At 72.7% G+C, this 12,063-nt stretch carries 12 protein-coding genes; 10 read left to right on the top strand and 2 right to left on the bottom strand.

The window, feature by feature from the left end:
* Positions 1-54 precede the first annotated feature (54 nt).
* The 8 genes from HQQ78_RS09180 (at position 55) to HQQ78_RS09145 (ending at position 8,067) form a co-directional block, all read left to right on the top strand.
* Entirely contained in the window at positions 55-1,512 is a 1,458-nt protein-coding gene (locus HQQ78_RS09180) for an alpha/beta hydrolase (RefSeq protein WP_173152664.1), read from the top strand.
* Positions 1,513-1,618: 106 nt separating this feature from the next.
* Positions 1,619-1,918, top strand: coding sequence for an Asp-tRNA(Asn)/Glu-tRNA(Gln) amidotransferase subunit GatC (gene gatC, locus HQQ78_RS09175; protein WP_159827032.1), 300 nt, complete (start codon positions 1,619-1,621; stop codon positions 1,916-1,918).
* 2 nt (positions 1,919-1,920) lie between these two features.
* Positions 1,921-3,471 (top strand): Asp-tRNA(Asn)/Glu-tRNA(Gln) amidotransferase subunit GatA, encoded by a 1,551-nt coding sequence (gene gatA, locus HQQ78_RS09170; protein ID WP_159827029.1) that lies wholly within the window; start codon positions 1,921-1,923, stop codon positions 3,469-3,471.
* Positions 3,471-4,970: an Asp-tRNA(Asn)/Glu-tRNA(Gln) amidotransferase subunit GatB gene (gene gatB, locus HQQ78_RS09165; RefSeq protein ID WP_056048565.1), complete on the top strand. Its 1,500-nt coding sequence runs from the start codon at positions 3,471-3,473 to the stop codon at positions 4,968-4,970. The genes gatA and gatB overlap by 1 nt, the downstream gene beginning before the upstream one ends.
* Positions 4,971-5,007: 37 nt before the next feature.
* Positions 5,008-5,805 carry a hypothetical protein gene (locus HQQ78_RS15880; protein ID WP_173152662.1) on the top strand — a complete coding sequence of 266 codons (798 nt, stop codon included), beginning with the start codon at positions 5,008-5,010 and terminating at the stop codon, positions 5,803-5,805.
* Complete coding sequence (locus tag HQQ78_RS09155) at positions 5,798-6,634, top strand: DUF3097 domain-containing protein (protein ID WP_192122713.1); 837 nt, start codon at positions 5,798-5,800, stop codon at positions 6,632-6,634. Before HQQ78_RS15880 ends, HQQ78_RS09155 begins: the two co-directional genes overlap by 8 nt.
* Before the next feature lie 136 nt (positions 6,635-6,770).
* A complete protein-coding gene (locus HQQ78_RS09150; protein WP_173152660.1) occupies positions 6,771-7,616 on the top strand; it encodes a spermidine/putrescine ABC transporter substrate-binding protein in 846 nt (281 codons plus the stop codon).
* Between the two features lie 52 nt (positions 7,617-7,668).
* Positions 7,669-8,067, top strand: a complete 399-nt coding sequence (locus tag HQQ78_RS09145) for a DUF3054 domain-containing protein (RefSeq protein WP_173152657.1) — start codon at positions 7,669-7,671, stop codon at positions 8,065-8,067.
* 64 nt (positions 8,068-8,131) lie between these two features.
* On the opposite strand, the gene HQQ78_RS09140 is transcribed toward HQQ78_RS09145, so the two are convergent.
* Entirely contained in the window at positions 8,132-9,832 is a 1,701-nt protein-coding gene (locus HQQ78_RS09140) for a discoidin domain-containing protein (RefSeq protein ID WP_216844321.1), read from the bottom strand.
* Between the two features lie 83 nt (positions 9,833-9,915).
* Positions 9,916-10,242, bottom strand: coding sequence for a hypothetical protein (locus HQQ78_RS09135; protein ID WP_056048554.1), 327 nt, complete (start codon positions 10,240-10,242; stop codon positions 9,916-9,918).
* A gap of 191 nt (positions 10,243-10,433) precedes the next feature.
* On the opposite strand from HQQ78_RS09135, the gene HQQ78_RS09130 reads away from it, so the two are divergent.
* On the top strand, positions 10,434-11,150 hold the full coding sequence (locus HQQ78_RS09130) for a DedA family protein (RefSeq protein ID WP_173152654.1): 717 nt from the start codon (positions 10,434-10,436) through the stop codon (positions 11,148-11,150).
* Between the two features lie 109 nt (positions 11,151-11,259).
* Positions 11,260-12,063, top strand: coding sequence for a hypothetical protein (locus HQQ78_RS09125; RefSeq protein ID WP_173152651.1), 804 nt, complete (start codon positions 11,260-11,262; stop codon positions 12,061-12,063).

The following is a 12,063-nucleotide window of genomic DNA, read 5'->3' as shown; positions in this document are numbered from 1 at the left end:
TCTCCAGCAGTAGGGAGCCGGGGTACAGGCACGTGACTAGGGGGAAGACCCGACGTGCTGTTCCTCGCTGCAGCAATGCTTTCTGCCTCGGTGCACCTCGCCGGGGTGGCCGACGCTCCGACCGTGCCGTCGGCGACCGACGTGACGCTCGACCGCCCGGCCACCGGGCCACTCGTCGGGGCGTCGCCGGGCAACGTCCCGGGGGTCGCACCGGTACGGGACGGTCGTGCCGTGCCCGAGCTCGACGGCTGCCGGGAGGTCGAGGCGACCGCCTTCTCGGCCGAGGCCTGCCTCGACCAGCTGGCCCGCGCCTCCTCGGCCGGGGTCGAGCGCTTCGCCGACACCCTCGACGCCGACGGTGACGACGCGACGGCGCTGACGGCGGCGCTCGGTGAGCAGGTCGCACCCGAGGTCACGGCCGCCTGGTGGTCCGGGCTGGGCGACGGTCGGCAGGCGGTCCTCGCGCGCAGCGTGCCGGGCGTCGTCGGCAACCTCGAGGGCGTCCCGTACTCGGTGCGCGACACCGCCAACCGGCAGCTCCTGCGGTACGCGACGGTCGCCGTCTCGCAGCGGATCGGTTCGGTCGACGAGGAGCCGGGTGACGCCCGTCGTCTGGCCATGCTCCAGCAGGTGCGGGCGACGCTCGACGGGGCGACGAACGACGTCCCCTTCGCCGGGGCGGCCGACCGACACCTCGTGGCGCTCGACACGGTCCTGCCCGGACGCGCGGCCGTCACCGTCGGCGACCTCGACACCGCCGACCACGTCAGCGTGCTCGTCCCCGGCATGCTGTTCACGGTGTCGGACCAGCTCGTGGACTGGACCAACACCGCCGGCGCCCTCCACGACGAGCAGGCCACCTGGGCGACGTTGCTGGGCCGCGGCGGCCCCGGCCCCGTGCCGACCGTGGCCGTCGTGGCCTGGATGGGCTACCAGACGCCCGACCTGACCAACTTCTACGACCTCGGCCTCGCTCGGCAGGGTGCCTCCCACCTCGTGGACGCGCTCGACGGGCTCGACGCGGCCCGGGCGGACGACGAGCCGCGGGTGTCGGTCATGGCGCACTCGTACGGCTCGACGACGGCGACGATCGCCCTGTCGTCCGGACGCGTGTCGGTCGACTCGCTGGTACTGCTCGGATCGCCCGGCAGCGTCGTCTCCGACGCCGGGGAGCTCGCGGTCCGCGGTCACGACGTGTACGCCGCCGCCGGCAGCTTCGATCCCGTGGCCGGGAGCGGCTTCTTCGGGGCCGACCCGGCGACGGGCGCCTTCGGCGCCGTCGTGCTGCACCTGAGCGGTGGAGCCGACGCGGTGACGGGACACGCCCTGGCCTCCGCCCTCGGCCACAACGACTACTTCCGGGCCGGCACCGAGTCGATGCGCAGCCTGGCCCTCATCGGGCTCGGGCACGGCGCACTCGTCGACGGTCGCACCGGCCAACCGGGCGAGGGCGGTCCGGAGGCGCCCGCCCTCACGCTCGTGCGGCCGCAGGACGTCTACTTCCGCGACTGAGGGTCCGACGCCGCGACCCACCACGACCCCGCGCGTCGGTGCCGCCCCGTAGAATCGTGCGGTACCGCCGCCGCGGTACCCCCGCACGACCACGTGAGAGAGAAGCATGTCCGAAATCACGCGCGAGCAGGTGCAGCACCTCGCCGGTCTCGCCCGCATCGCCCTCACCGAGGCCGAGATCGACACGATGACCGCCGAGCTCGGCCACATCGTCGACAGCGTCGCCAAGGTTCGAGAGGTCGCGACCGACGACGTCCCGGCGACCAGCCACCCGATCCCGCTCGAGAACGTGTTCCGGCCCGACGTCGTGGGCCAGACGCTCACGGCCGAGCAGGCCCTGTCCGGCGCCCCCGACCACGACGGCTCGCGCTTCCGGGTGAGCGCGATCCTGGGAGAAGAGCAGTAGCCATGACCGACACCACCTCGCTCGTCCACCTGTCCGCCGCCGAGCTGTCGACCCGCCTCGCCGCCGGCGACGTGTCGTCGGTCGACGTCACGCGCGCCCACCTCGACCGCATCGAGGCGGTCGACGGGGACGTCCACGCCTTCCTGCACGTCAGCACGGCCGCACTCGACACGGCGGCCGACGTCGACCGCCGCCGCGCCGCGGGCGAGGCCCTCGGCCCGCTCGCCGGCGTCCCGATCGCCATCAAGGACGTCCTCTGCACGATCGACATGCCGTCGACCTCCGGCAGCAAGATCCTCGAGGGTTGGGTGCCGCCGTACGACGCCACCGTCGTCGCCAAGCTGCGCGCGGCCGACCTCGTCCCCCTCGGCAAGACCAACATGGACGAGTTCGCGATGGGCTCGTCGACCGAGTTCTCGGCCTACGGACCCACGCACAACCCCTGGTCGCTCGACCGCATCCCCGGTGGCTCGGGTGGCGGCTCCGCGGCCGCCGTCGCCGCCTTCGAGGCGCCCCTCGCCCTGGGCAGCGACACCGGCGGGTCCATCCGCCAGCCCGGTGCCGTCACCGGCACCGTCGGGGTCAAGCCGACCTACGGGTCGGTCAGCCGCTACGGCGCGATCGCCCTGGCCAGCTCGCTCGACCAGGTCGGCCCGGTCAGTCGCACGGTGCTCGACAGCGCCATGCTGCACGACGTCATCACCGGGCACGACCCCCGCGATTCCACCTCGCTGCGCGACGCCTGGCCCTCGTTCACCGAGGCGGCCCGCACCGGTCTCGCCGGCGGGGCCCTGCAGGGCGTCCGCATCGGAGTCGTCCGCGAGCTGAACGGCGAGGGCTTCCAGGCCGGCGTCAAGGCCCGCTTCGCCGAGGCCCTCGACCTCATGAGCGCGGCCGGTGCCGAGATCGTCGAGATCTCGGCCCCGAGCTTCGAGCACGCGATCAGCGCCTACTACCTGATCCTGCCGGCCGAGGCGTCGAGCAACCTCGCCAAGTTCGACTCGGTGCGCTTCGGCCTGCGGGTCGTCCCCGAGGGAGGCGGCACCGTCGAGGACGTCATGGCCGCCACCCGCGAGGCCGGCTTCGGCCCCGAGGTGAAGCGCCGCATCATCCTCGGCACCTACGCGCTGAGCGCGGGCTACTACGACGCCTACTACGGCAGCGCGCAGAAGGTACGCACCCTCGTGCAGCGCGACTTCGCGGCGGCGTTCGACCAGGTCGACGTCCTCGTCTCGCCGTCGGCGCCCACCACGGCGTTCCGGCTCGGCGAGAAGATCGACGATCCGCTGGCCATGTACCTCAACGACATCACGACGATCCCGGCCAACCTGGCTGGCATCCCCGGCATCACGGTGCCGATGGGCCTGGCCGCCGAGGATGGGCTGCCGACGGGATTGCAGTTCATGGCCCCCGCGCGCGGCGACGCCCGCCTCTACACCTACGGTGCCGCCCTCGAGCAGCTGCTCGAGCAGGGCTGGGGCCACACGCTCATCTCGCGCGCGCCCGACCTGAGCGCGACCGAGCAGACCGCCGCCACCGAGGGAGTCATCTGATGGCCAAGGCAGACCTGATGGACTACGAGAAGGCCCTCGAGCAGTTCGAGGTCGTCCTCGGCTTCGAGGTCCACGTCGAGCTGGCGACCAAGACCAAGATGTTCTCGGACGCCCCGAACTTCTTCGGTGGCGAGCCCAACACCAACGTCACCCCGGTCGACCTGGGCCTGCCCGGGTCGCTGCCGGTGGTCAACGAGCAGGCCGTGCGCTACTCGATCAGCCTCGGCTTGGCCCTGGGCTGCTCGATCGCCGAGAGCTCGCGCTTCGCCCGCAAGAACTACTTCTACCCCGACAACCCCAAGAACTACCAGGTCAGCCAGTTCGACGAACCCATCGCGTTCGAGGGCGAGGTCGAGGTCGAGCTGCCGGACGGGACCGTCTTCGCGATCCCGATCGAGCGCGCCCACATGGAAGAGGACGCCGGCAAGCTGACGCACGTCGGCGGGTCGACCGGTCGCATCCAGGGCGCCGAGTACTCCCTCGTCGACTACAACCGCGCCGGGATCCCGCTCGTCGAGATCGTCACCAAGCCGATCATCGGCGCGGGCGCCAAGGGTCCCGAGCTGGGCGCGGCCTACGTGTCGACCATCCGTGACATCGTGCGGGCCCTCGGCGTCAGCGAGGCCCGCATGGAGCGCGGCAACCTGCGCTGCGACGCGAACGTCTCCCTGCGTCCGCACGGGCAGGAGAAGCTCGGCACCCGCACCGAGACCAAGAACGTCAACTCGTTCCGTTCGGTCGAGCGCGCGGTCCGCTACGAGATCCAGCGTCAGGCCGCGATCCTCGCCGCGGGCGGCACCATCACGCAAGAGACGCGCCACTGGCACGAAGACACCGGTCGCACCTCGGCGGGCCGCCCCAAGAGCGACGCCGACGACTACCGGTACTTCCCCGAGCCCGACCTGCTGCCCGTCGTCCCTCCTCGCGAGCTCGTCGAAGAACTGCGTCTGGCCCTTCCCGAGGCGCCGGTCGCCCAGCGTCGCCGGCTCAAGTCCGAGTGGGGGTTCGCCGACCTCGAGTTCCAGGACGTCGTGAACTCCGGCCTGCTCACCGAGCTCGTCGAGACCGTCGCCGCGGGTGCCTCACCCCAGGCCGCACGCAAGTGGTGGACCGGCGAGATCGCCCGCCTCGCCAACGCGCAGGGCGTCGAGGCCTCGAGCCTCGTGTCGCCCCTGCACGTCAGCGAACTCATCGCGCTCGTCGAGAGCGGCGAGCTGACCGACCGACTGGCCCGTCAGGTGCTCGAGGGCGTCGTCGCCGGCGAGGGCAGCCCGTCCGAGGTCGTCGAGGCCCGAGGGCTGAAGGTCGTCTCGGACGACGGCGCGCTCATCGCCGCCATCGACGAGGCCCTGGCCGGTCAGCCCGACGTGCTGGCGAAGATCCGCGACGGCAAGGTCCAGGCCGCCGGTGCAGTCATCGGCGCCGTCATGAAGGCCATGAAGGGGCAGGCGGACGCCGCGCGCGTCCGCGAGCTGGTGCTCGAGCGGGCGCAGGCCTGATCGACGTGACCACGGCCGCGGCAGGGAGCGGCGCACGATGAACCTCGTCGCGCGTCTGCGCCCCGCCGTGCCCGTGGCCGTCGCCTTCGTCGGCGTGCTCGTGACGCTCGCGGTGGCCTCGCGCGTCCTGCCCGGCCGGGTCGTGATGGTCCACCTCAGCGAGACGGGTGGGTCGGCGTTCGCGGCGAGCCGTGACGACCTCGTCCTCCTTGGCGCCGTGCTCGTGGTCGGCATCGTCGTGACCTGGTCGGTGTCGGCTCTGTTCCTCGCGGTCACGCCCGCCCGCCACGTGCTCGTCCCGCACGCCGCCTTCTGGAAGAACCCGGCCAACCGGGCCGAGATGAGGCGCCGGTACCAGCGCTACCTCGCGGTGGCGACCAGCGCCTCCCTGTCGTTCGTCGCAGCGTTGTTCGTCCTGGCCCTCGTCTCGCAGGGTGGGCCCCTCGCGGCCTGGTGGCTGCCCGCGGCCGTGTCGGCCGCGTTCGTGCTCTTCGTCCTGGGTGGTCTGATCTGGGTGTTCACGATCGGCTTCACGCCGACCCCGGCGGGCGTCGCGGTCCGCACGGCCGCATCCGACCGCGAGGCGCGGGTCGCGTCGTCACCGTCCTCCACCCGCGTCGCGCTCCCGAAGCCCGACGCGTCGGCGGCGCGTCCGCCGAAGGTGAGCCAGCGCCCGACCGAGGCGACTCCACGGAGCGGCACCGCGCCTCCTGCTCCGTCCCCCCGGCCGGGCCGCACGTCCGGGCGTCCCGAGACCGCACCCGCCGACGGCCCGCGAAAGGGCCCACCCCGCCCCTACCAACCCCGACCACGCTCCGGAGGCCCCCGTGGATGACGACCGGTACGGTGCCGACGTGCTCGCCGGCGACTGGAAGCGCTCGACGAAGCCGGCGCCGACGCCGACCGACGCGGTCCGCGACCTCGTGGTGGAAGAGGTCCGGTCGGGCTTCACGGGCGCGATCGTCCGCGTCGAGGCCGGCACCGTCGAGCTCGAGGACTGGAAGGGCCGGGTGCGGGCCTTCCCGATGTCGGGCTCGTTCTCGATCGACGGCGCCCCCGTCGCGCTGCGGGTGCCGCGGGCGGCGCCTCAGGGTCGGGCGCGCACGGCGTCCGGCTCGTTCGCCGTCGAGGGGGCCAAGGCCCGGGTCGCCCGTCAGAGTCGCATCTTCGTCGAGGGGCGGCACGACGCCGAGCTGGTCGAGAAGGTCTGGGGCTCCGACCTGCGGGTCGAGGGCGTCGTCGTCGAGTACCTCGAGGGCGTCGACCACCTGGCCGACGTGCTCCGCGACTTCCGGCCGGGGCCCGAGCGACGCGTCGGCGTGCTCGTCGACCACCTGGTGCCGGGATCGAAAGAGAGCCGTGTCGCCGAGGGCATCGCCCGCAGTCCGCTCGGCCGCCACGTGTTGGTGGTCGGTCACCCGTTCGTCGACGTCTGGCAGGCCGTCAAGCCCGGGCGGCTCGGTGTCGAGGCCTGGCCGGTCGTGCCCCGATCCGTCGAGTGGAAGCACGGCGTGTGCGAGGCCATGGGCTGGCCGCACGAGGACCAGGCGGACATCGCGCGGGCCTGGCAGCACATCCTGTCGCGCGTGCGGAGCTATGCCGACCTCGAGCCGTCGGTGCTCGGCCGGGTCGAGGAACTCATCGACTTCGTCACGTCGGGCTGAGTCCCGGCGTCGACGCGGGTGACGCGGCCCGAGTCGTGCACCGCCGTCCGCTCCGCGGGCTGCTCGGACACCTCGATCCCCGGGAATCGCCCGGGCGTGTCGGCGTCCCGGCTGCTTTTCGCCCTAGATTCGAGGCATGGCCGAGCAGATCGAGGGACGCGTGAGCTCTGCCGTCGACGCCTGGCTGCGCTGGCTGCCCCGGTGGCACATCGGCACCGCCCGCGGTCGCACGCGACCGTGTCGGGTGTGCCTCGGCTCGCCCGTCGCCACCGCCGCCGGATTCGACCACGACGTGCCGCACGCCGTGCAGCACGCGCTGTTGAACCGGATGCGGCAGATCGTCGACGACGACGTCGACGAGTACACGGCCCGCAACCTGCCGCTCGTCACGCGCGAGCTGCGACTCGCCGAGGCCCAGGAGGCGCGGGGCTACCGACCCGAGCAGGGTCTCGACCCCGAGTTCCAGGGTCTCGATCTCGACCCCGAACCCGAACCGGGCCAGCCGTTCCTCTTCACGCTCGCCGGGCTCGCGGGGATGCCGGCCGACGCCGGCATCGTCCCGCCCGACCCGACCGTCGTGGGCGGGTCCACCGGAGCCACCTCCACGACCGAGCCCGACGTCGCGGCCGCGTCGTTCGACCCCGACGACCTCGACGGCTGGCTGCTGCCGCCCGACTCGGCGACGCCGACCGACGCGCCTCTGCCCGACGAGCCTCGTCCGGCCGCCGGATCGGAACACCGACCGGGTCCGGCCCCGCGACCCGAGCCCGAGCCCGAGTACTCGGACGAGGCCAAGGCCGCACTGCGACACGAGATCACCCTGGCGGGCGACCACGCCGAGTCCGTCGGCACGAGCCTGTGCCTGGCCCTGGTGCAGCACCGTCCGCGCATCGCCGAGGCCATCGACCGCCTCGTGGCCCCCCAGGTCGACGAACTGCTGGCAGAGTTGTCGCGCGCACTCGAGCAGCCGCGGTCGCGCTGAACCCGAGCGACCCGGTCCGCGGCGCGTGCCGACGTCACGAGAGGACACCGAGATGACCCGCCCCAGCCCGACCTCGTCCGCGACGACCCGGCGGCGGGAGGTCGGCCCGGCCTGGTGGCCGATCGTCGTCGACCTCGTCGCGGTCCTGGCCTTCGTCGTCATCGGCCGTCGCAGCCACGCCGAAGGTCTCGACCTGCCCGGCCTGCTCGGCACGCTGTGGCCGTTCGTGGTCGGCTCGGTCGTCGGCTGGGCGAGCGTGACCGGCGTCCGCTGGCCGCTGTCGGCCGTCCGCTCGGGAGCGGTCGTCTGGGTCTCCACCGCCGTGATCGGCGTGCTGCTCCGTGTGGTGAGCGGTCAGGGTGTGCAGGTCAGCTTCGTCGTCGTGACCGTCGTCGTGCTCGGCGTGTTCGTCGTGGGGTGGCGAGCGGTCGCCGCACTCGTCCGCCGCTGACGCGGGGACGTCAGACGACGCAGCGACGTTCGACGACGCGGGCACGCCAGACGACGCGGGGACCTCAGACGACGCGGACCGAGCGGGCCTCGATGCCCACGTTGCCCCGGCCGTCGAGCGCGTAGACGTAGATCTTCCACACCCCGGGGCGGGACGGGGCCTGCACCGTCCTGGTCCCCGGCCCAGTGGTGGTCGCCGGCAACGGCCGGAGGGACTCGTCCCCGTCGACGTACCGGCTCGTGGCGTAGACCCGGTAGGTCACGGGGTCGCCGTCGGGGTCGGTCACCGAGGTCGTCAGCGTGACGGGTGTGCCCGGGCGCACTCCCGAGGCCGGGGACAGCGTCACGGAGCGCACGACGGGCGACGTGTTGGTGGGCGCCTCCCCGCCGTAGGCGCGTTGGACCGCGAAGTACGACAGCCGACGGAGGCCGTCGGTCCGGAGGTTCAACCAGACGCCGGGCTCGTCGTTCTCGAGGCCGTAGTTGAAGACGGTGGCCCCGAGGGCGACGCCGGGATGGGACAGGACGGCCTGCCACGCGGCGGTGTAGGCCCGGGCCTTGGCCTCGTCGCCGGGTTCGAGCGGGATGCCGTTCGCGTCGTCGGGGACCTCCCACGATCCGGCCGGACCGGTCTCGGTCACCAGGTAGGGCTTGGTGTAGCCGCCGGAGATCCACCCGTCCTCGAGGTACCCGACACCGCCGTACGAGTTGACCGAGTAGAAGTCGAGCGACGGAGCGTGCTCCTCGTAGTACGAGAGGGCGCCGATCCAGGCGTCGGTCGAGGTGACGGGGTGGCCCGGGTCGATCGAGTGGATCGTCCGGGCGACCTCGTCGACGAAGCGGGCGTAGGCGACACGTTGGCTCTCGCCCTGCCCCAGCATCACCTCGTTGCCCACGTCCCAGGCCAGGAGGCTCGGCCGATCCCGGTAGGCGGCCACGGTCGAGCGGATGGTCGCCAGAGTGGCCGTCTTGTACGCGGTGTCGCCGACGTAGTCGACGCCGTGGTCGAGCCACAGGCCGGCGACGACGTGGAGACCGGACGCCGACGCGGCGTCGAAGAGGCGCCCCGAGCCCGTGTCGGTGCCCCAGGTGCGGACCGTGTTGGCGCCCATCGAGGCGATGTCGGGGAAGTGGGTGGCCGCCTCGGCGACCGGGGCGCCGTAGGTGACCCCCTCGACCGTGAAGGGCCGCCCGTCGACCTCGAGGTGCCACGAGCCGGCACCACCGGCGAGCCGGACGCTCGGGGTGGCGGACGACGACCCGGTCCGGGACCCACGCACCGTCAGCTCGGACAGCGAGTACCCCGTGCCCGTGGCCGAGACCGTCGCGAGCACCCGGACGTGCCTCCCCGTCCCCGCCACGTCGTACGTGTCCGTGCCGCCGTCACCCCGGGTCGTCGACGCCAGCGTGCGCCAGGTCTTGCCGTTCGACGAGATCTGGACCTCGTAGGCCGTCGCCGGGGCGTCACCCCACTGCAGCGAGACCTGCGACACGTCGACCTGCGGCCCGATGCTGACCTGCAACCACTGCGAGCCCGCCCGCGCGCTCCTCCAGCCCGTCCGTCCGTCACCGTCCACCGCGGCCGCTGCCGGGGTGGACCGCGAAGCGACCGACGAGGCCCCCGCACTGCGTCCCTGCGAGAGAACGGCGTCCGAGGCCCGCGCCGCGACGGGGGCCTGGGCCGTCACGAGGGCCGCGACCAGGGCGACCGTCATCATCGTGGCGATCGCCAGACGGCCCGCGCTCGCGCGCCTGACACCGTGCATGACCGCCCCCTCCGTCGCCGTCGGGCCCACGGTACGGAACGGACCCGAACCGGGTCAACGCCTCGAAAGGGGGGAGGCGCGGGTCAGCCGCGTCGCTTGGCGCTGTTGTCGAGACTGGGCTCGTCGGTGAGGACGAGGCCGGACGAGCTGTTCGACGAGGCCGTCAGCTCGGTGAGCCAGTCACGGTTGATCGACGGCACCCGGCCGCCGGAGTACTTGAAGTAGAGCGGGATGCCGGCGTCCAGCCAGATGCTGCTGCGACCGTCACCGACCTTCTGCGTGTCGCGCCACGAGAAGAAGAACGACTCGCGGCGACGCAGCTTGGTGGCGATGACGATCTGGAGGTGTTCGAGCACGCGGTCCTCGAACTCGACCTCGATGCCCGAGGTTCCGTAGATGAGCGATCCCATTGGGGTCCTGTTTCGTGAGTGTGTCCGGCGTCGGAAACCAAGCCGACACAGGTCAATGTAGCAAGCGATGCGGTGTTCCCCGTCAGGCGCAGCCCACCCGGGCGTTGTGGGCGGACGCGCAGGCTGCCCCGCCATACTCGGGGCTGCCGATCCGTTGCGCCCCCGAGCGCCCGACCGACCACCTGGGACCCATGACCTCGACATCCCTCGTCCTCCGCGCCTCCTCGTCCTCGAGCCAGGGCGTCGTCGCCGACCTCGACGGCCTCGTCGGGTTCGCCGCCCGCGTCATCGACGCCCTCGGCGAGTGGGGCGTCGCCCTGCTGACCTTCGTCGAGACCGTGTTCCCGCCGATCCCCAGCGAGGTCATCCTGCCGCTGGCCGGGTTCCTGGCCGGCGCCGGGTCGATGAACATCGTGCTGTTGATCGCGCTGAGCACCCTCGGCGCCTACCTGGGCGCCCTGGTCCTCTACGGGTTCGGGGCCGGTCTCGGCCTCGACCGCAGCATCCGGTGGCTGGCCAAGCTGCCGCTGGTCGACCGCCACGACTTCGAGAAGGCGGCCGGCTGGTTCGAGCGCCACGGGCGGTCCGCGGTGTTCTTCGGCCGGTTCATCCCGGGCGTGCGCAGCCTCATCTCGCTTCCCGCCGGTGCCGAGCGCATGCCCCTGCTGGTCTTCTCGGTCTTCACGATCGTGGGCAGCGGCCTCTGGAACGGGCTGTTGATCGGGATGGGCGCCGCCCTCGGCACCCAGTACGAGCTCATCGACCGGTACGCGAAGTACCTGGACTACGTCGTGTACGCCGCCATCGCGGGCGTCGTGGTGTTCCTCGTCGTCCGGTCGGTGCGCCGCCGTCGAGCCGGCGTCGACGACGCGTCGCGTGACGCCGTCGATCAGGACGTTCGCGGCTGACGTTCCGTCGCCGTCCAGGCGGCGGGCCGGGACGATCCGTACCGTGGTGGGCAGACCGACGTCGCGCCCCGCGTGCGGCACCGAGCACACGATCCGACAGGACACCACCATGGGATTCCTCGACCGCCTCCTCGGCCGCGAGCCGCAGCAGGGCCAGCCGCAGCAGCCCTCCGCTCCGCAGGGTTACCAGTACGGGCAGCAGAGCTACGAGCAGCGCGCCGCCCCGCAGCAGGGGTACGGCCAGCAGCCGCCGGTCCCGGCCTCGTCGGCCGGCACCGGCCCGGCGCGCAGCGACGACGAGATCGCCGTCGAGCGGTACCGCTACCTGCTGAAGACCGCCCCGCCCGAGACCATCGAGCAGGTGCACGCCGAGGCGTTCGCGAAGCTCAGCCCCGAACAACGCCGTCTCGTCTTCGACCAGCTGACGGCCGAGTCGAGCCCCGGCGAGGCACCGCGCGGCGACGACGCCGGCTCGCTCGCCCAGGCCGCCACCCGGTCCGAGCTGCGTCGACCCGGGACCCTCGAGCGCACCCTCGGCGGCGGCCCGGACGGACGGCAGCAGGTCGGGCCGAACGGCCAGCCCCTCCGTCAGGGCCCCGGCATGGGTTCGATCATCGGCGGGTCGATCCTGGGCACGGTGGCCGGTTACGTCATCGGGTCGACCCTGATGAGCGCGTTCCTGCCCGACGCCGGGGCGACGGCGGACGGCGGCGCGGGTGACGACGCCGGCGGCGACCAGGGCTCCGAGGGCGAGGGCGGTGCGGACGGCGGTGCCGACGCCGGCACCGAGACGGCCAGCGACGGCGGCGGCGACTTCGGTGCCGACGGGGCCGGCGACTCCGGCGGGGGTTTCGGGGACTTCGGGGGAGGCGACTTCGGGGGAGGGGACTTCGGCGGAGGCTTCGACATCTGA

Origin of the sequence: Frigoribacterium sp. VKM Ac-2859, assembly GCF_013204925.1 — a bacterium.
Classification (GTDB): domain Bacteria; phylum Actinomycetota; class Actinomycetes; order Actinomycetales; family Microbacteriaceae; genus Frigoribacterium.
This window is presented reverse-complemented; position numbering and strand designations above follow the sequence as displayed.